This window comes from Gallaecimonas pentaromativorans, assembly GCF_003751625.1.
Lineage (GTDB): Bacteria > Pseudomonadota > Gammaproteobacteria > Enterobacterales > Gallaecimonadaceae > Gallaecimonas > Gallaecimonas pentaromativorans.
The window spans coordinates 127,062-145,954 of record NZ_RJUL01000006.1 but is presented as its reverse complement, the minus strand read 5'-3'; the positions used below and the strand labels follow the sequence as shown (position 1 = coordinate 145,954).

Below are 18,893 nucleotides of genomic sequence, written 5' to 3'. Positions count from 1 at the left end.
ATAACGCCATGCTCAACACCCTTATTCTGGCGACGGCGCTGCTGCTGACCCTGTATCTGGCCTTTTCCCGGCGCCTGGCGGGCTCCTCGGCCTGGAAGGCAACGGTGACGCCGCTCGCCTCCATCATGGGCAGCGGCTTTTTGGTCAGCGCCCCCTTGTTGGCCATTACCGTGGGTAACCTGGCGCTCTTTTGCATGGCGGCGCTGTTGCTGCTGGCCTTTGGGGTGGGCGCCGCCATTCGCTTTAATATCCGCTACTTTGAGCCCATCGAGAACAGCGGCCATGGCCCGGCCCAGGACATCGCCTTTTTGTCCCGCATCGTGCTGGCCGGCGCCTATTTTATTTCGGTGACCTACTACCTGCAGTTGCTGGCGGCCTTTTTGTTAAAAGCCTTTGGTACTGAAGATGCCTTCTACGCCCACCTCATCACCACCGCCTTGCTGTTGGTGATTGGCGGTATCGGCATGTGGCGGGGCCTGGGGGAGCTTGAGAAGGTGGAGCGCTATGCGGTGAGCCTCAACCTCGGCATGATAGCGGCGCTGCTGCTGGGGCTTTTGGTTTACAACATCCAGTTGGCGGCAAGCGGCCACTGGCAGCTGCCGGACATCAGCTCAGCCATTGATCTGCACGACTTTCGGGTGTTGCTGGGGCTGCTTATCGTGGTGCAGGGCTTTGAAACCTCCCGCTACCTGCAAGAGGGGCACAGCAGCGACGAGCGCATTCGCACCATGCGCCTGGCCCAGTTGCTCTCTTCGGGGATCTACCTGCTGTTTATTGCGCTGGCCACCGTGCTCTTTCACGGCAAGCTCACTGCCGATGTCACTGCCATTACCACCATGGTGCTGCCGGTGGCCTCGGTGCTGCCCATCTTGATTGCGGTGGCTGCCATCGGTAGCCAGTTCAGCGCTGCCGTGGCCGACACCTCCGGCGCGGGCGGCTTGATTGAAGACATTGCCCACAAAAAGCTGCCGGTGCGCTACGCCTATCTGGCCATCATCCTTATCACCGTGGTGCTGACCTGGCAGACCGACGTTAACGAAATCATCGCCTACGCCTCTCGGGCCTTTGCGCTCTTTTACATGCTGCAATGCACCGTGGCCTTTGTTGTGGCCTGGCAGCGCCGGGCGCTGCCGAATCGCCGCCGCTACCTTGGCCTGTTCGCGCTGCTTACCCTGCTATGCGCCCTTATCTTTGCCTTTGGCATTCCCTCTGAATAAAAAAGGCGCCCTCGGGCGCCTTTTTTGTTAACCGGCCAGGGCCAGGAATAACCCGGCCAGGGTGGCACTCATCAAGTTGGACAGGGAACCTGCGAGCACCGCTTTTACCCCCAAACGGGCGATGTCGTGGCGCCTGCCGGGAGCCAGCCCCCCCAAACCGCCCAGCAAAATGGCGATGGAGGCGAGGTTGGCAAAGCCGCACAGGGCAAAGGTGATAATGGCCTGGGTGTGGGCGCTAAGGGTGCTGGCCACCTTGGCAAAGTCGGCATAGGCCACAAACTCGTTAAGGATGAGCTTCTCGCCGATAAAGGCGCCAGCTACCTTGGCTTCGTGCCAGGGCACGCCGAGCAGGAAGGCCAGGGGCGAGAAGGCCCAGCCGAGGATCATCTGCAGCGACAGTTCCGGCATGCCAAACCAGCCGCCAATGCCGCCCAGCACGATATTCACCAGCGCAATCAAACCGATAAAAGCCAGCAGCATGGCGCCTACGTTCAAAGCCAGTTGCAGACCGGTGGCGGCGCCAGAGGCGGCTGCGTCAATGACGTTGGCGGGGGCATCGTCGATGCCGTCGGCCACGTCTTCCAGGCGCTGATTGGGGGTCTCGGTCTCGGGCACGATGATCTTGGCCATCAAAAGGCCGCCGGGAGCCGCCATAAAGGAGGCGGCAATCAGGTATTTAAGGTCGATGCCAAGGCCTGCGTAGCCTGCCAGTACCGAGCCTGCCACCGAGGCGGTGCCGCCCACCATGATCGCAAAGAGCTCCGATTGGGTCATGCGGGCCACGAAGGGGCGAATGACCAGCGGCGCTTCGGTCAGCCCCACAAAGATGTTGGCAGTGGCCGACAGCGACTCGGGCCGCGAGGTGCCAAGGGCCTTTTGCAGGGCGCCGCCGATGATGTTAATTACCCAGCGCATGATGCCAAGGTAATAGAGCACGGCAATAAGCGACGAGAAGAACACGATAATAGGCAGCACCTGCAGCGCCACCACAAAGCCATCGCCGCCAAAGAGCGCATACATCTTGGGCGAAACCAGGCCGCCAAAGAGGAAGTTGATACCCTCGTGGGAGGCGTTGATCACCTGCTGGACACCCCCGGTGATGCCTTGCAGCAAACGCTGGCCAAAGGGCACGTAAAGCACCAGGGCGGCAAAGGCGGCTTGGATGGCCAAAGCGCCGGCGACGGTGCGCAGCCGGATGGCCTTACGGTTTTCGGAAAATAAAACAGCGACAGCCAGCAGGAAAATAATCCCCACCAGCCCCATTAGGATCTGCATCTGTTGCTCGTTGCTCGTCTGAAAGGCAAGCGGGGGAGTATAGCGCGAAGCCTGCGACAGGTTCAGCGAGGATTATGCAAATTTGATCAAGGATTTAAAGGCGAGTGTCCAGGGAAGGACATGAGAGAACCCTTGGTTTTCAAATCAAGGTGACTGCACTGGCGGGCAGTCGGTTTCGGCTGCCCGTCTTTTTTAAAAAGACAGGGAAGAGTGACACATAACAACGGAAGGGGGAGTGATGAAAAACGTGTTTTTGGCCCTGGCGGCTTTGTCGCTGGGCGCCTGTGCCAGTAGCCCTGCCAAGTTTGAACATATCGAGCTGGCCCGCACCGCCTGCTACGGTTTTTGCCCGGTCTATCAGCTCAACGTGGAAGGCGACGGCACCGTCACCTTCAAAGGCGAGCGTTTTGTCGGCAGCACCGACGGCAACGCCAAGCTGGATAAAAAAGCCCTGGGCGAGCTACAAAAGGCCTTTGATAAGGCAGATTTTTTGACTCTGAATAACCAATATCGCAGCCAGAAGGACGGCTGCACGGCGGTGCGCACCGACGCCCCTAGCATCATCATCCGCTACCGCACGGCAGAAAAGGACAAAACGGTGCGCTACTACACCGGCTGCCAGTTCGATGGCCAGCAGCGTCTACAAGACCTGGCCACCGCCATCGATACCCTGACCCAAAGCAGCCAATGGGTGAAAGATCCCAAACGCTGAGCCTGAATCGAAACGGCAATAAGGTTTGATAAACAGCAGCTTGGCGCCCATAGTCAAGCCGTGTCCCCCACTGCCAAGGAGCGCTTATGCTGCCGGTTTCCCCGCTGTTTGCCCAACTGCAATTGCACTGGCGTTGGCTGTTGGCCTTGGGAGCGGTGTTTGTGCTGCTGGGGATCATCGGCCTTGGCATGGCGAGCTTTTTAACCCTCACCAGCATGATCTACTTCGGGGCCTTGCTGCTGCTGGGCGGCGCGCTGCAAACCGTGCAGGGGCTGCGCTCCCGCCCGGCCAGTGCCCTGGTGGTGGGGGTTGGAGTGCTTTACGGCCTGCTGGGGCTGTACCTGCTGGTATCGCCCATGGCCGCCGCCTCGGCCCTGACCTTGCTGATTGCCATCGGTATCGGTTTTGTGGCGCTGCTGCGCCTGTGGCTTGCCTTTCACCTTAAGGTGTTCAGCCAATATATCTGGCCTTTTATCAGCGGCCTGTGTGGCCTGGTACTGGCGGTGCTGATCATCGCTGGCTGGCCCGAGTCCGGGCTTTGGGTAATTGGCACCTTTATCGCCATCGAACTTATCCTCAACGGCTGGGCGCTCATTGCCCTGGCCCTGGTGGCGCGCCGTCAATGAGCCCCTGGCGGCTGTGGCTGGCCGTCACGCTGACCATGGTGGCCTTCGCCGCCAATTCCCTTTTATGCCGTATTGCCCTGACCCAAAGCAGCATCGATGCGGCCAGTTTTACGCTGCTGCGCCTGGTTAGCGGCGCTTTGATGCTGAGCCTTTTGGTGCTGATGCGGCGCCGGCCCTTGGCAGGCCATGGCTCCTGGCAAAGTGCGCTGGCGCTTTTTGGCTATGCGGCGGCCTTTTCCTTTGCTTACCTTGCTCTTGCCACCGGCAGCGGTGCCTTGCTGCTGTTTGGCGCCGTGCAGGCCACCATGATTGGTGTTGGCCTTTATCGGGGTGAGCGCCTCGGCACGGGCCAGTGGCTTGGCTTGATGCTGGCCCTTGGCGGGGTGGTGGTGTTGCTGCTGCCGGGGATAACGGCGCCGCCTTTGGCCTCGGCGTTGCTGATGCTGCTGGCCGGCGCCTGCTGGGGCTGCTATTCGCTGTGGGGCAGGGCGGCAACCGACCCGCTGGCGGCCAGCGCCGGTAATTTCCTAAAAGCGCTGCTGCCGGCGCTGTTGTTGGCGCTGTGGCTCATGCCGTCGCTGCGTGTCGATGCCCTTGGGGTGGTTTGCGCCATTGCCTCCGGGGCTTTGGCATCAGGCCTGGGGTATGCCCTTTGGTACCGGGTGCTGCCGGCCCTTAAGGCAACGGTTGCCGCGACGGTGCAGCTTAGCGTGCCGCTGCTGGCAGCCCTTGGCGGCTTGCTGTTGGGGGAGGGGCTCAGTTGGCGGCTGGTGCTGGCAGCCTGCGCAATTCTCGGTGGTATCGGGCTGGTGATCCGCGCCAGGGCGTCGGCCTAACCGACCACCCTTATCTGTTTTTATAAGTTAAGCTCGCAGCTTCTAATCGGTATGCTCGCAGCTCTTTCAAAGGAGAATGCCATGAGCCGCTTGTTTGCCCGCCTTGCCCAAGGTTTTGCCCCCAAGGCCTCCACCCCCGCACTGGTGTGCAACTTCAGTGACAACTACTACGGCGACCGGGTCTGTGCCCCGGCTCGCCCGGCGCAATAAGAAAGGGCCCTAAGGCCCTTTTTTCATGCTGGCTGGTAGCTGCCGACATCCGGCGCAAAGCTCACCCCGAAGCGGTTCCAGGCATTGATGATGGCCACCGCCAGGGTCAGGTTGGTGAGCTGAGCCTCGTTAAAATGCTGGCGCAGCTCTTGGTACAAGGCGTCACTCACGCCGCCTTGAGGCAGCAGGGTGTTGGCTTCGGCCCAAGCCAGGGCGGCGCGTTCCCTGGCGCTGAAAAACGGCGTTTCGTGCCAGGCATTAAGGGCATAGATGCGCTGCTCGGTTTCGCCCATGGCGCGGGCGTCCTTGGTGTGCATGTCGATACAAAAGGCGCATTTATTGAGCTGGGAGACGCGAATCTTCACAAGCTCCATCAGGGGCTTGTCGACGCCGTCTTCGGCTTTGCTCTGTTTGGCGAGGTAGATTTCCAGGGCCATCATCGCTTTGACTGCCTCCGGGGCGGCTGCTTGGTAGTTCATTCTCATGGTGGTCACTCCGCTATGTGGGGATGGGTTCACTCTATGAGAGGGGGCCTTGGGATAATTGTAGATTTTCGACATTCTGCATTTGCCGATACACTCTGGCCTAACTGCCGGAGTTGTTATGCCCGTTACCCCCGCCAATCTGCCTGCCCTTAGCGGTTTTACGCTACGCCCGCCATGCCCGGCGCTGGCGCCCTTTGTGCAGGGTTTTTGGTGGCTAAAAAGTGCGTCGGGGGCGGGGTTGCCGCTGCAGATGTTGCACCCGGACGGCGGCTCGGGGCTGATTTTTAATTTTGCCGAGCCGCTGCTCTTTGACGGCCATTCCCTGGCGCCGCCGGCTTTGGTCAGCGCCCCGGTGCTAACCAGCACCCGCCTTGAACTGGGGCCAACGGTGGATTTATTGGGGGTGCGCTTTTTGCCGGGTATGGGCAGTGCCTTTTTGGGAATGGGCCTTAACGAACTGGCAGGTTTTGCGCCCCAGGCCTTGCCGGGCCTGGACTTGAACGCCCTGGCCGACGCCCTTGCCTTTATCGCGACCGACAAACAGCAAGGGCTTTTGGAGCACTGGTTACTGGCGCGCCTTGGCAAAGCGCCGGTGCCAAAACCTGCGGTGCAGCAGTTGCTGGCGGCCATTACCAGGCACCAAGGCCAGCGCAATCTTGCCGAGTTGATGGCGCCCATCCCCCTTAGCCAGCGCCAGCTGGAGCGGCAGTTCAAGCAGCAGGTGGGGCTGACCGCCAAGCAATTTAGCCGCATCCAGCGGGTTGCCCTGGTGCGCCAAGATCTCAAACAAGGCCTGGCGCTGCTGGACACGGCGCTGGCCCGTGGCTTTAGCGATCAGGCTCATTTTATTCATGATTTTAAAGCGGTTATCGGTATTACCCCGGGCCAGTATCTGGCCAAGGCCCGGCGCCGCGATAAGGACCAACCATGACCCTTACCGGGCTTTTTGTGCGTTTTACCCTCTACTACCTGGGGCTGCTGGCCCTGTTTGTGGTGGCGGCTGTTGTCTTTGGATTTAAAGGCGGTTTTTCCCTTGGCATCATCGTCCAACTGCTGGCGACCCTCGCTGCCGGGCGCCAGTTTTGCCGGGCCAATGGCCGCTACTTTCAAGGCCGCGAGCGGCCGGCGGTGGCCCTTGGCACTGTGGTAATTGCGCTTGCGCTGCAATTTCCGGGCTCCTGGCTGCATATCCAAAGCGGCGCCTTGGCATTAAGTGCGGTGATGGCCGGTTTGGCGGTCAGCCTGGCGCTGTCTTTGGTGACCGCCACCGTGGCGCTGTTTTTGTTAAAAGGCCGCCGCGCCCGCCTTGATGCCTAAAAAGTAGGCAAATGATGGCAAGCTTACTAGGCTAAAAGCCAAAGGAATGCTTGGAAAATCATCATGAAAGCTCATTGCCTGCTGGCGTTTGCCCTGTTCTTGTTTGGCTGTAGCCAAACGCCGCCCCCCGTTGCCAAGGCGCCGCCACCCCCGGCGCCGGCCCCTGAACCCAAGCCTGTTATCAGCGGTTGCCTGGCCGATACCCGCACTGAGGTTCCCTTGGGGCGCTTTGCCCTGGCCCTTGGCCAGCAGGTGGCGGTGCTGGGGGAAGATCTGCATGTGAGCTTTGACGATATCGGGGTCGACCCGCGCTGCACCCCCGGTAAATCCTGCCAGGGCCAGCTGAGGTTGACCGTGCAAAAAGGCGACTTTTCCCCGGCCCTGTTTCTTATCTACAGCGAGGACCAAGGGGCGGTGCACTACCTTGGCTACAACCTTAGCCTGGCAAGCCTTGAGCCCGGCTTTGACGTAAAAGCGCCGTATAAATCGCGCTACTGCGCCTACCTGGTGGTGGGCCGCGACGGCTGGCAGAGCATCAATGCGCAGTAAACGCGATAAAACAGTCACTAAAAAGGCCGCAGCAGCGGCCTTTGTTTTTACAGCACCATGCCGCCCGAGGCTTCAATGCGCTGGCCTGTGATCCAGCCGCTGTCGTTTGACAGCAACATGGCCACGGCTTTGCCAATGTCCTCTGGTTGGCCAACCCGGCCAAGGGCGGTGAAGCCTTTAACCTTTTCGTGTACGTCGGGATTGTCCCGCACCATGCCGCCGGAAAAGTCGGTGGCAATGGCCCCCGGCGCCAGGGTGTTAACGCGGATCTGCCGTGCGGCAAGCTCCGCAGCCCAGTAGCGGCTCAGCACTTCTACCGCCCCCTTCATGGCGCCATAAAGGCCGCTGCCGGGCAGGGTAAAGCGGGTCAGGCCACTTGAAATGTGCACAATGGCGCCACCATCGGCCATCAACGGCACCAGCGCCTGGGTTAAAAAGAACACCCCTTTGACATGGACGTTCATCACCTCGTCGAACTGGCTTTCACTGGCACTCATCATGGGGACGTGAAGGGAGGTGCCGGCGTTATTCACCAGATAGTTAAGGGGCCGGCCTTGCCAGGTGCCTGCAAGCAGGGCGCTCAGCTGGCTTTTAAATGCCCCAAAAGCGTGGATGTTGCCGGTGTCCAGTTGCAGCGCTTGCGCCGTGGCGCCCAAGGCGGTGGCCTCGGCTACCACGGCGTCGGCGGCCTGTTGGTTGCTGTGGTAGGTGATGATGATGTCGACGCCGCGTTTGGCAAGGGTCAGGGCGGTGTCGCGGCCAAGGCCCCGGCTGCCGCCGGTGATAAGCGCAATGGGATGGTGGTGCATGGTTTTGGCTCCGGTAAGTTAACGCCGCCCAGCTTATTGGTTGTCATCGGGTGGATAAATAAAGGCATACTGCATGCAGTGTTAGCTGCTGGTGGACAAAAGCCATGCAAGATCCCCTCAGTGCCATGCACATCTTTGTGCGGGTGGCCGAGCTTCGCAGTTTTACCCAGGCCGCCCTGGTGCTGGGGCTGTCTAAAACCCATGTGTCCAACCGGGTGGCGCAGCTGGAGCAGTGGGCCGGGGCCAGGCTTTTGCAGCGCACTACCCGCAGCGTCACCCTGACCCACGACGGCCAGCAGTTTTACCGGCGCTGCCAACTGATGCTGGACGAAATGCAGGACCTTGAAAGCCTGTTTACCACCAAGGAGGCCGAGCTTAGCGGCGTGCTGCGCATCGACATGCCCACCGGCCTTGCCCGCAAGCATGTGCTGCCAAGGCTTGGCGCCTTTTTGGACGCCCACCCTAAATTGAATATCGAGCTGTCCTGCACTGACCGGCGGGTGGATGTGGTGGCAGAAGGGTTTGACGCGGTGGTGCGGGGCGGAGCGGTACAAGACGAGGGCTTGGTGGCGCGCCATTTGGCGGATCTTAAGCATCAAAACCTGGCCAGCCCTGATTACCTGGCGCGCCACGGCACCCCTTTGCACCCCGATGAGCTTGGCGGCCACTACCTGATTAATTACGCCCAGGTACTGGGAGCGGGCGAGGGCTGCTTTGATTATGTGGCTGGTCGGCAATTGGTGGCGGTGGCAATGCCAAGCCGCATTACCGTCAACTCCGCCGAGGCTTATCAGCAGGCCTGCCTGGCGGGGCTCGGCATTATTCAGGTGCCGGTGTTGCCGGGCCAGGCCATGGCGCCGCTGGTGGGCATTCTTGCCGACTATGTGCCGCCGCCGATGCCGCTGTGGCTCTTATATCCGCACCGGCGCCACCTCTCCAAGCGGCTGCTGGCCTTCAGCAACTGGCTGGCCGATTCTCTCCACCAACCTGCTGGGTCTTCGCCAACTGCTCGGTAATGCGGCCAATTTGCTGGAGCAACCGGTCGCGGGCGTCAAAGAGCCCTTGCGGGTTGACCTTTGTATCAGGGTGTTGCTGCTGTTGTTCCACCAGCCGTTGCAAGGCGCTGTGGCTTTGCTCGTGCAGCGCTTCAAGGGCGAGAAAACTCTCCAAATGGCCGTAGCGAGCCATGCCAGCCGAGAAGAACCATTGGCCAAAACTGCAATGCTGGCAGCTTTGCTCCAGCTTGCCACTGCTCGCTTGGGCCAGGGCTTCGAGGCTGCGCTCTACCCAGAGCCGGTGGCTGGCGGCAGCGGCCACCAGCGGCAATTGCGGGTGATAGGGCGGCAGGGTTTGGGCGCGCCAGCGCGGCTTTCGCTGCCAACTGGCCAGCCACAAATCAAGGCTGCTCGCCGGCATCGGCCTTGCCAGGCCGTAGCCTTGCACCTGGCTGCACCCCAGTTGCAACAGGGCTTGGGCCTGTTGCTGGCTTTCTACCCCTTCGGCCACCACGTTGCGGTTTAGGGCGCGAGCCATGGTGATCACGTTCTCAACGATGCACAGATCGTTCGGGTCGTCGAGCATTTGCGAGACAAAACCCTGGTCAATCTTCAGGCAGTCCAGAGGCAGGCGGCGCAGGTAAGTCAGGGAGGCGTAGCCGGTGCCAAAGTCGTCAAGGGTGGTGCGCACCCCCAGTTTTTTGCAGTGGGCGAGGTTAAGGGCTGCCTGGTCTAGCTCGGTCAGGGCCGAGGTCTCGACGATCTCCAGCTCCAAATGGCGTGGCGATACGTTGGGGTGCTTGGCCAGCAAGGTGGCCAGCTGCTCGGCAAAGTCCTGCTGCAACAGGTGGCTGGCACTGATATTAACGCTCAAAGACAGCGCCAGGCCCTGCTGCTGCCAGTGTTCAAGCTGGCAAAGGGCCTTTTCCAGCACCCACTGGCCCAGGCGAAGGTCAAGGTCGTTACTAAGTAGCTGCGGCAAAAAATCCCCAGGCACCTTCAGGCCCTCGGTAGGGTGTTGCCAGCGCAGCAGCGCTTCGCAGCCTGCCACCTCGCCACTGGCCAAATCCACCTTGGGTTGGTAGTAGAGCTGCAACTGGTCGCCATTTAAGGCGTCTTGCAACTGGTTAAGCCAGCTTTGATAACCGGTCACCTCTTTGTCGCGTTCAAGATCAAACAGGTGATAGCGGTTCTTGCCTGCTTGCTTGGCCTTGTACATGGCCTGATCGGCGTGGCGCAGCAAAATTTCGGCGTCGGAGCCGTCTTCGGGGTAGCTGGTTACCCCGATACTGGCCGATACCTGCACCAGGTTACCCTCGATATCCACCGGCTCGTTGATAACCGCCAGCACCCGGCGCAGGGATTGCACCATCTCTTGGGGGCTGGCCACATCGTTTAGCAGCACCACAAATTCGTCGCCGCCAAGGCGGGCGACGATGTCGCTGTCGCGAAGGGCCATTTTCAGCCGTTTGGCGATTTCAACCAAGAGTTCGTCCCCGGCCTGGTGGCCGTAGGTGTCGTTTACCGGTTTAAAGCCGTCCAGGTCGATAAAGGCCACCGCAAAGCTTTGCTGGCGGCGCTTGCAGTAGGCCAGTTGCCGGCCCAGCAAGTCGCCCAGCAGGCGGCGGTTGGGCAGGCCGGTTAGGGGATCGTAATGGGCGATAAGGTCCAGCTCTTTTTCGTGGGCCTTGATTTGGCTGATGTCGGAGAACACGCCAATGTAATTGAGCACCTGGCCTCGCTGGTCACGCACTGCCGAGATGGCGAGGATCTCGGCGTACACCTCGCCGGATTTGCGCCTGTTCCAAATCTCGCCGCGCCAGGCGTCTTGCTGGTTAAGGCTGTCCCACAGGCTTTGGTAAAAGGCCTGATCTTGGCGGCCGGAGGCCAGCATGGCCGGAGAGCGGCCGATCACTTCCTCGGCGCTGTAACCGGTGATGCGGGTAAAGGCAGGGTTTACCTCGACAATGCGGTTGGCGGCGTCGGTCACCATGATGCCTTCATAGCTGTTGGCAAAGACGCTGGCCGAGAGCCGCAGTTTGTCTTCGGCCGCCTTGCGCTCGGTAATATCCACAAAGGTGGCCACCACCGCCTGCGGCTCTTTGCTGCCATCGCCCAGCACCGGCTCACTGTTTACCGACAACCAGCGGATGGCGCCGCCCGGTTGGGTAAGGCCCATTACCTGGTTGTGGCAGGCCGCGCCGGTGGCCAGGGTTTGCATAGCCGGGTGGCGGTGGCCGGGCAGGGGATTGCCGTTACTGTCAATGGCTTGAAAATCCCCTGACAGGCGGCCCTGAAGGGTTTCTTCGTCCAGCCCCAAAATGGCTTGCGCCGCCTTATTGGCCGCCAAAATCTGGCCATTTTTGTCCTGCATCACCACCCCTTCGCTCATGGCGCTAAACAGCGAGCGATAACGCTGCTTGCTTAGGGTTAATGCCTGCTCGGCTTCTTGCTCGCGGGTGATGTCGCGGGCCATACCCAAAAAGCCGGTTACCTGGCCTTTGTGGTCGCGCTGAATGGTTACCACCAAGGTGATGGTAAAGCGGTGGCCGTCTTTGTGGATGTAGGTCCACTGCTGGGATTCGCTGCCTTTTTGGCGGGCGCCAGCCACAAAGACCTCAAAGCCGCTGACAGGGCGGCCCAACTCTTGGGTGAGGGTTTTGGCGCGCTCGGCTATTTCGCTGGCCAGGTGCAGCTGCATCGGGCTTTGGCCGAGCATGTCTTTGGCTTGGTAGCCGAGCATTTTCTCGGCGCCGCGGTTAAAGATGGTGATGCGCCCTTCGGGGTCGGTGGCGATGATGGCAAACTCGGAGGCGGCGTCCAGCACGTTACCCAGGGTATGGGCCAACTGGCCTTTTTCTTCCTGAAGCTTGCGCCAAAAACGCATACCAAGGGCCAGCGCCAGGATGATAAACCCCTGCAACACCAATACCCCGGTCAAAAAGGCCAGTTGCCGGCGCTGGCTGTCTTTGAGGCTTTGTACTGTGGCGCTTAAGGTTTGGCTAGGTGCGGGCCGGGCGGTGGCGGTGGGCGACACCGGCGAAAGCGCGGGGGGCTGCAGGTGGGCGCTGGCCTTAAAGTCGATGGCCAGCAGCAGGATTAATGCCAGTGTCCGTGGTAACTGGCGCAAGCGAGTCGTCCCTGGGGTTTGAGTCTGTCGCAAAGGGCACCCCATGTGTTTTTGTCACCTGCAATGGTAGGCGACCGGGGGCCGGGCAATCTTGCGTCAGCTCAAAAGACCTAAAAAAAGCGGCTGTTGCCGCTTTTTCTCAGGCTTTTTTTAAATAAGCCGCCACCAACACGATTTGCACGCCGTTGACCTTGCCTTCGATGTGCTTGGGGTTGTTGGTCAGGCGAATGTCTTTGACCAGGGTGCCGCGCTTGGCGGTAAAGCCGGCGCCTTTGACCTCAAGATCCTTAATAAGGGTAACGCTGTCGCCTTCGCTAAGGGGACTGCCGTTGCTATCAAGAGTGGCTTCGCCGTCGTCATCCCCAAGGCCGGCTTCGGCCCATTTGAGGGTGGCTTCGTCAAGGTAGAGCATGTCCAGCAGATCCCGCGCCCACACTTCGGCGCTTAGGCGCTTGAGCTGGCGCCAGGCCAGTACCTGCACCGCCGGCACCTGGCTCCACATGCTGTCGTTCAGGCAGCGCCAGTGGTTTACGTCGGCCGGGGCTTCGGCTTCGCTGCGGCAGGTGGCGCACAGCAGCAGGTGGGTGTCGTTGTCGTCGCCACTGCTGGCCGGCAGCAGGTAAGGGGCTAGATCGGTTTGGCTGGCGCACAGTTCGCAGCGGCCCTGGCTGCGGGTATTGAGGTGGTTTTCCAGGCTCATGGGCGGGGTCCTTGAAAAAAAGTCGGCGGACTATAGCACATACCCCTTCTCTTTGTGCGGCTATATGGGGTGAGCATCACAGCGCCAACAAAAATCCGTTAAATCAAACGCTAAAGTATGGCGCCGGGCGGCCGATCCTTGAGATAACAAAACCATAACAATAAGAGCCAAAGGCTCGTAGCCGGCCAAGCCGGGTTAAGTGCGGCGCCTGCTGTGTGGGGACAGCATCACAAGGCGCGTTAATTGTGTTTGCGTACTTGGATGTCCCCATGACACTTAAAAAGAAACTGCTCGCCTTTGTCAGCCTTATTGTGCTGATTGTTACCTGCACCCTTACGGCCTCCACCTACAGCCGCCTGCACAGCAATATCCAGCAGGAGAGCCAGGATCGGGTGGTGTTTATTAACGACCAGGCCGCCGGGCGCATCGAAACTTGGCTGGATAACAAACGCCACACCATCGCCAGCCTGGCCAAGGCCAGCCCCACCGCCGCGCTATTGCACCAATCCCTGGCCCTGGCTGCCGATGCCGGCGGCTTTGCCGTTACCTACGCCGGTTACGACGATGGCCAGATGAACTACTCCGACAACCAGCAATCGCCGGCAGGCTACGACCCCCGCAAACGCCCCTGGTACCAGCTTGCCGAGCGCAACAGCGGCATGTCGGTTACCGAGCCTTATGTGGACGCCAGCACCGGCAATCTGGTGATAACCGTTGCCACCCCAGGCCATGATGGTTCGGGCCGCCGAGGTGTTTATGGCGGCGATGTCTTTATCAACGATATCGTCAAAACGGTGCTGGATATGGCGCTGGGTGATAAAGGCGCCGCCATGCTGGTAAACAGCAAAGGCCTGGTGATCGCCTATCGCCAGGACGGCACCATTCTCAAACCCTTTACCGAGCTGGTGGGCGGCATTTCAGCCAGTGCCCTTGCCAGCCTCAGCGCCCGCAAGGGGCTGACCGAGGTCACCCTTGGTGGCGCCGAGAAGCTAGCCAAGGTGACCAAGGTCACCGGCAGCGACTGGTATCTGGTGGCGCTGGTGGACCCCAGCGAGATTTACGCCTCCTTGGATAACCTGCTGCTGCACTCGCTGCTGGCGGGCGGCTCGGTGCTGGTTGTCTTCGTGTTGCTGTCGGTGGTGGGGGTAACCCGGCTATTAAAACCGCTCTCGGATGTCTCAGAGGCCCTTTACGACATCGCCAAAGGGGAGGGAGATTTGACCCGCCGCCTGAACGTGAAAAGCCACGACGAAATGGGCCTTATTGCCCGCAACTTCAATACCTTTGTCGAGCATATCGGCCCCATCATGCAGCGGGTGGCCGAGGCGGCCCGGCATCTGGGCTCAGAGTCCAGCCAAAGCCGTGAAAACGTTGAAACCATCAACCAGGAGCTGGGCCGCCAGCAGCAGGAGATCACCTCGGTTGTGAGCGCCATGCATGAGCTGGCTGCCTCCGCCAACGATGTTGCAGGCCACGCCGAAGCGGTGGCTGGCATGGCCATGGCCGCCAATGGCGACTGCAAAGACGGCATGAAACTGGTGGTGCGTAATCGCGACTCCATCGTGTCGCTGGCCCGTGAGGTGGACAGCTCCACTGTGGTGATAAACGAGCTTAGCGCCCATGCCGAGCAGATAAGCGGCATTCTTACCACCATCCAGGGGGTGGCCGAGCAAACCAACCTCTTGGCGCTGAACGCCGCCATCGAAGCGGCCCGGGCCGGCGAGCAGGGCCGGGGCTTTGCCGTGGTGGCCGACGAAGTGCGGGTGCTCTCTCACCGCACCCACACCGCCACCGAAGAAATTCAAAAGATGATTGAGCAGCTGCAAACCAGCACCCAAAAAGCGGTGCAGGGCATGGACAAGAGCCGGCAACTGGCTGCAGGTAGCGTCAGCGACGCCGAATCGGTCAGCCAAAGCCTCGATGGCATTACCGCCGCCATTGCCCGCATCAACGACAAAGCCGTAGAGATAGCCTCCGCCGCGGAGCAGCAAAAGACCGTCAGCGACGAGATAAGCCGCAATACCGATCAGGTAAAAAAAGCCGCCGATGCCCTGTCAACCGTCGCCGCCCAATCCCGCCAAGGCGCCGACGGCATCGCCCAAGTCGCCAAAACCCTGCACACCGAGATGGCGCAGTTTCGGTTTTAGGGTTTTCGGGAAATAGGCTTTAGGCAATGGGCTTGGTACAGCAAGCCAGGGATGGCTGAGCTGGCGATATTTCCTTTGATTTGTGGCTGTTAGGGTGGTTTATATAGGCATTGTGCTGTGTGCGTGCCTGTAAAAATGCGTTGCTGTGTAGGGTAATACTCGAAGCGCAAGCACAGCTTTCGCGCAGTATTACGCGACAAATCTTTCGGGAAAAGATTTGAACGTCGGAGTGTAACGACGACGGCCCGAAGGGCGAGGGCAAGGATAGCCCGAGTAACACAGGACGTGCGAGGTGGAGTGAGCGCGTTAGAAAAACGGTCCTGCGAACCGTTTTTAGCAGGCGAACACAAGAAGCTGGTCTTCGCGCAGCAAGCCACCAAGGATGGGTAACAACTCAGGGTAACGCTCGAAGTTGAAGCACTGCTTCAACGCAGCTTTACGCGACAAATCTTTCGGGAAAAGATTTGAACGTCGGAGTGCAGCGACGACGGCCCAATGGGCGAGGGCAGGATAGCCCGAGTAACACAGGACGTGCGAGGTGGAAGGAGCGCGTTAAAAAACGGTCCTGCGAACCGTTTTTAGCAAGCGAACGCAAGAAGCTGGTCTTCGCGCAGCAAGTCACCAAGGATGGGTAATCACTCAGAACGATAAAGGGACTTTGGATAACCTGATTCCACGGGCGGTAGCGTGTCTTCTGTTTCCTTTGTTTTTCACATATCCATTTGATAATAAATGGTTTTGTGCTGTTTCTGCTTTGACGGTGTGCTCTTTTATCGCAAGGGTTATTCGGGTCGTCCATGCTCCTCACCTGTCGGGTTGAATGGCTGTATGGATGTGCAGTGTATCTGTTGGGCCAGCAGACCCAGGCCATTTATGACGATAAAGAGCGCTCGTTTTTTCCGGTTTGACCAGTTCTAATACATTGAGGTGGATAAAGTTATTTCTCATCCGATGTGATGATAACGAGCGCATGTCTCGCATAAAAACGAGACCGCTCGGTTTCATCGAGTCAAAGGAGCTGTATGAGTAGAGAATAAATAGGGATATCAGTTGGTTAGCATAATAAATAACAACTGATCAGATGAGTGAATGCGAGCGCGCTCGCTAATAAAACTGTTAGATGCTCTTCGAGAATCACGGAATCATCATGGCATTCGACATGTATCACGGTAGCGAAAAGGCATGCATAGAAACACATGAAGAGTCTTTGTTCGTTCCCGTTAATGAAAGCTCAAAGTACCCGTGCCTCAATTGGCTTTTGGCAGAGCTGTACAGCTCACCGAGAATTCCGCCAGAAAAATCCAACAAAATTGTTCACGAACTTATTGCCCTAAGAGAAGAAGTGCTTGGCACAGAGCTGAGCCACATAACAAAGACCATTGATAGACTTATGCCCTTCTTCAGCAAGGCATATACGCTAAGCAATGAAGTAAATTGCGCAAGCGATTGAGTTACGTGCAATGCATCTAACAATTGGTTCAAATCGCTCGCTTCGCTCACTGGGACCGGCTAAAGCTGGCCCCTTAACCAAACGTTAGGTTTCATGGAGAGATTGAAAGATGTTTTGGAAAATAATGTTTTGGGCTACTGCCTTGCTACTCATATTACCTTTTCCATTCAAGATAGGCGCAATAGCTTTAGGTAAGGATAAACGTCCACTTTCAGTTAAAATAGAAGAGCTGTCAAATGCGGTCTTTCTTAGCATAGGGTTAATTGCATTTTGGCACTACGCTTACTCAAACGAAATCAGCACCATTCCGCTATTCTGGTACAGCTGGCTATTTATAGCTGTAGCATGGTCTATTTTCGCAGTATTCAAATCATCTAAACTTAATTATGCTCAAGAGCAAATAGGAACAAAAGCAACCATTGTGGTTAGCGCTCTTAGCACGGTATTTTTCGTACCCATGCTTGTTGCTGTTTTTAATTATGCAGGCTAAACCTAACAAACGCATGTATCGGACACATTCTCGCTGGCTAGGCTCATTCTTCGCCAAGTATAGCCAGCAAGCCTGTGCCGTTAATGCGAAGCGTTACATTTCTAAGGAATTTCCGTGACCTCCGATTGGCAGGATTATATTCAAGCTAGGAAGAACGGCTTGAAAAGGCAGTGGAAGACATTGCTTGCAGAAAGGGTAAGTTATATCGATTCCCTTGATGTAGATGAACAAGTCGAATACCTGAATAGCCTTTGTCACAGTTACTTCGATTTGGACGAAACCGATATTCCTATTCAGCATCCAGATATTTGGAATAAGGTTCTTGAAATCTGGCGAGAAGAAAATATCTGGGAAAACATTATCTACCTGTTTTGGCTTGCAAAGGCATTAACATCGACGACAGGAAGCTTTAAAGGTGCTTATCTTCTACTAAATAAAGACCCTAACGATATATTGAGACGAATCATTACGCTTGATCCGAATCATTTCGAGGCAAAGAAAATCCTATTCGAGCAACACTTACATACGTTAGATTTTGGCATGCACTCAATTGATTCTGGCATGGTAATCGAAAAATATGTAGGTGATGAGGCAATCACGGAATGTGAAAAACTCATAGAAATTGAACCTAATTTAAAACATTGTAAATCTAGATTTGGTGGTGATTTCGAATACTACAAAAGCAGGTTTTTAGCTTGGTATGAATATTCGAAAGAAGAAACAAAATTGGACTTCGATGATTGGTATAAACAAAAAAGGTAACAATACGTTGGTGTACGCCCCTTCGGGGCTGGACGGCTATGCCGCCCCACAACATTGGCGTTATGTTTCAGGATGAATCATGGAGATACTCTTAGACTGGAAAAAAATTGAGAAAGAGGAGGATTTCTACAATATGTTCCTCCCGCAGGTAAAAGCGCCAGAGTGGCACGGGAGAAACCTTGATGCCCTGGCAGATAGTGTGGTTACTGGAAACATAAACTCAATTGAACCTCCATATACAATTCATAGTATCAATACAAGTAACACTCCAAAACATATGGCTGAATTTCAGCTAAAAGTACTCGCCATCTTCAATGAAGGTGTTACAGAAAACAGAGGCATTAAAATTGTCTCAGAATAAAAACATAACAAACAAAGGCAGCATCGCCCTGCGGGCTGGACGCGCTAACGCGCGCCGCTGCTTTGGGCGTTATGCTTCTGGAGGACTAATTGATCTCATTTGATACTGCCATAGCGTTTTTAAACGATTATTTTAGACCGATACTCTTATTATTAAGCTCTGCTTTTGCAGTCTACTTTGCATATAAAAAGATTGGGAATAAAGTTTCGGCTCAATTTTCTATTGGCAGCTCAAGTTTCACCCCCATGCATATAAGAGAAATTGTCTTATCTAATAAAAAAGACAAACCTGTGAACATATATGCAGTTCATGCTGTTTTCCATAATGATTTGTGGCTTGAACTAGAAAGGTTCTCCCCACCGAAAGTGTTGAGGGCATATGAATCTATATCGTTATCAATGAGTCCTTATAGCTGTTTGAGTGTAGGCTCTGACGAATATGATCCAGATTTTACCAATGCTAATATTTACATTGAGTCTGACGAAAAGGTCATTGAGTGTGAGTCTCGTTATCGATCTGATTTCTTGCATAAATATAGTAAAATCTCCATTAAAAGATGCTCTTACAATGGGTTTATTTATGATGAAACAGTGAGTTTTATTCTTGTTTACATTTTAGACGGAAGTTTGAAAACAGCATTCATTCATAAATCAGGTTATATTGGCAATGAATGGGAGTTCACTCCAAATCATTTAGGTGAAGATGCTACGGCACTTAATATTTTAAGTATGATTAAGTCGTATAAGTTTGATTCTATCTTTAATTCATACTCAATATATAAAGTGGAGTCATTAGGCAATGTTAAAGCAGTCAAAGCATAAC

General features: G+C 56.7%; 20 protein-coding genes. 15 read left to right on the top strand and 5 right to left on the bottom strand.

Annotated features, from left to right (window positions below; translation table 11 throughout):
* Positions 1–8 precede the first annotated feature (8 nt).
* A complete protein-coding gene (locus EDC28_RS12130; protein ID WP_123421783.1) occupies positions 9–1,217 on the top strand; it encodes a hypothetical protein in 1,209 nt (402 codons plus the stop codon).
* Positions 1,218–1,244: 27 nt separating this feature from the next.
* On the opposite strand, the gene EDC28_RS12125 is transcribed toward EDC28_RS12130, so the two are convergent.
* Positions 1,245–2,492, bottom strand: coding sequence for a NupC/NupG family nucleoside CNT transporter (locus EDC28_RS12125; RefSeq protein WP_050660834.1), 1,248 nt, complete (start codon positions 2,490–2,492; stop codon positions 1,245–1,247).
* 238 nt (positions 2,493–2,730) lie between these two features.
* Here EDC28_RS12125 and EDC28_RS20150 point away from each other — a divergent pair, with 238 nt between their 5' ends.
* The 4 genes from EDC28_RS20150 (at position 2,731) to EDC28_RS20420 (ending at position 4,876) form a co-directional block, all read left to right on the top strand.
* The gene (locus EDC28_RS20150; RefSeq protein WP_170164115.1) at positions 2,731–3,204 is read left to right on the top strand and encodes a DUF6438 domain-containing protein; all 474 of its coding nucleotides are present in this window, start codon (positions 2,731–2,733) and stop codon (positions 3,202–3,204) included.
* 86 nt (positions 3,205–3,290) lie between these two features.
* The gene (locus EDC28_RS12110; protein ID WP_123421781.1) at positions 3,291–3,830 is read left to right on the top strand and encodes an HdeD family acid-resistance protein; all 540 of its coding nucleotides are present in this window, start codon (positions 3,291–3,293) and stop codon (positions 3,828–3,830) included.
* Positions 3,827–4,666, top strand: a complete 840-nt coding sequence (locus EDC28_RS12105; RefSeq protein ID WP_123421780.1) for a DMT family transporter — start codon at positions 3,827–3,829, stop codon at positions 4,664–4,666. The genes EDC28_RS12110 and EDC28_RS12105 overlap by 4 nt, the downstream gene beginning before the upstream one ends.
* Before the next feature lie 81 nt (positions 4,667–4,747).
* The gene (locus EDC28_RS20420) at positions 4,748–4,876 is read left to right on the top strand and encodes a hypothetical protein (protein ID WP_269750703.1); all 129 of its coding nucleotides are present in this window, start codon (positions 4,748–4,750) and stop codon (positions 4,874–4,876) included.
* Between the two features lie 23 nt (positions 4,877–4,899).
* On the opposite strand, the gene EDC28_RS12100 is transcribed toward EDC28_RS20420, so the two are convergent.
* Positions 4,900–5,361, bottom strand: coding sequence for a carboxymuconolactone decarboxylase family protein (locus EDC28_RS12100; protein ID WP_123421779.1), 462 nt, complete (start codon positions 5,359–5,361; stop codon positions 4,900–4,902).
* A gap of 118 nt (positions 5,362–5,479) precedes the next feature.
* Here EDC28_RS12100 and EDC28_RS12095 point away from each other — a divergent pair, with 118 nt between their 5' ends.
* From EDC28_RS12095 to EDC28_RS12085, 3 genes are all read left to right on the top strand, one after another.
* On the top strand, positions 5,480–6,292 hold the full coding sequence (locus tag EDC28_RS12095) for a helix-turn-helix domain-containing protein (protein WP_050660839.1): 813 nt from the start codon (positions 5,480–5,482) through the stop codon (positions 6,290–6,292).
* Positions 6,289–6,678 (top strand): ABZJ_00895 family protein, encoded by a 390-nt coding sequence (locus EDC28_RS12090; protein WP_050660840.1) that lies wholly within the window; start codon positions 6,289–6,291, stop codon positions 6,676–6,678. The genes EDC28_RS12095 and EDC28_RS12090 overlap by 4 nt, the downstream gene beginning before the upstream one ends.
* A gap of 63 nt (positions 6,679–6,741) precedes the next feature.
* The gene (locus EDC28_RS12085) at positions 6,742–7,227 is read left to right on the top strand and encodes a hypothetical protein (RefSeq protein WP_050660841.1); all 486 of its coding nucleotides are present in this window, start codon (positions 6,742–6,744) and stop codon (positions 7,225–7,227) included.
* Positions 7,228–7,274: 47 nt separating this feature from the next.
* On the opposite strand, the gene EDC28_RS12080 is transcribed toward EDC28_RS12085, so the two are convergent.
* Positions 7,275–8,036 carry an SDR family NAD(P)-dependent oxidoreductase gene (locus EDC28_RS12080; protein WP_050660842.1) on the bottom strand — a complete coding sequence of 254 codons (762 nt, stop codon included), beginning with the start codon at positions 8,034–8,036 and terminating at the stop codon, positions 7,275–7,277.
* 104 nt (positions 8,037–8,140) lie between these two features.
* Between EDC28_RS12080 and EDC28_RS12075 the strand changes: the two genes are divergently transcribed.
* On the top strand, positions 8,141–9,052 hold the full coding sequence (locus EDC28_RS12075; protein WP_123421778.1) for a LysR family transcriptional regulator: 912 nt from the start codon (positions 8,141–8,143) through the stop codon (positions 9,050–9,052).
* Here EDC28_RS12075 and EDC28_RS12070 read toward each other — a convergent pair.
* Positions 8,991–12,161 (bottom strand): EAL domain-containing protein, encoded by a 3,171-nt coding sequence (locus tag EDC28_RS12070; RefSeq protein WP_170164114.1) that lies wholly within the window; start codon positions 12,159–12,161, stop codon positions 8,991–8,993. The two genes, EDC28_RS12075 and EDC28_RS12070, sit on opposite strands and share 62 nt — an antisense overlap.
* A 139-nt stretch (positions 12,162–12,300) precedes the next feature.
* Positions 12,301–12,861, bottom strand: a complete 561-nt coding sequence (locus EDC28_RS12065; protein ID WP_123421776.1) for a PhnA domain-containing protein — start codon at positions 12,859–12,861, stop codon at positions 12,301–12,303.
* A gap of 269 nt (positions 12,862–13,130) precedes the next feature.
* On the opposite strand from EDC28_RS12065, the gene EDC28_RS12060 reads away from it, so the two are divergent.
* The 6 genes from EDC28_RS12060 (at position 13,131) to EDC28_RS12035 (ending at position 18,892) form a co-directional block, all read left to right on the top strand.
* The gene (locus tag EDC28_RS12060) at positions 13,131–15,008 is read left to right on the top strand and encodes a methyl-accepting chemotaxis protein (protein WP_123421775.1); all 1,878 of its coding nucleotides are present in this window, start codon (positions 13,131–13,133) and stop codon (positions 15,006–15,008) included.
* Positions 15,009–16,155: 1,147 nt separating this feature from the next.
* Positions 16,156–16,458: a hypothetical protein gene (locus EDC28_RS12055; RefSeq protein WP_148049847.1), complete on the top strand. Its 303-nt coding sequence runs from the start codon at positions 16,156–16,158 to the stop codon at positions 16,456–16,458.
* Positions 16,459–16,567: 109 nt separating this feature from the next.
* Positions 16,568–16,948 carry a hypothetical protein gene (locus tag EDC28_RS12050; protein WP_123421773.1) on the top strand — a complete coding sequence of 127 codons (381 nt, stop codon included), beginning with the start codon at positions 16,568–16,570 and terminating at the stop codon, positions 16,946–16,948.
* A 114-nt stretch (positions 16,949–17,062) separates the two neighbouring features.
* Positions 17,063–17,710 carry a hypothetical protein gene (locus tag EDC28_RS12045; RefSeq protein WP_123421772.1) on the top strand — a complete coding sequence of 216 codons (648 nt, stop codon included), beginning with the start codon at positions 17,063–17,065 and terminating at the stop codon, positions 17,708–17,710.
* 79 nt (positions 17,711–17,789) lie between these two features.
* A complete protein-coding gene (locus tag EDC28_RS12040; protein ID WP_123421771.1) occupies positions 17,790–18,071 on the top strand; it encodes a barstar family protein in 282 nt (93 codons plus the stop codon).
* A gap of 89 nt (positions 18,072–18,160) precedes the next feature.
* Positions 18,161–18,892 (top strand): hypothetical protein, encoded by a 732-nt coding sequence (locus EDC28_RS12035; RefSeq protein WP_123421770.1) that lies wholly within the window; start codon positions 18,161–18,163, stop codon positions 18,890–18,892.
* The last annotated feature ends 1 nt before the right edge of the window (position 18,893 follow it).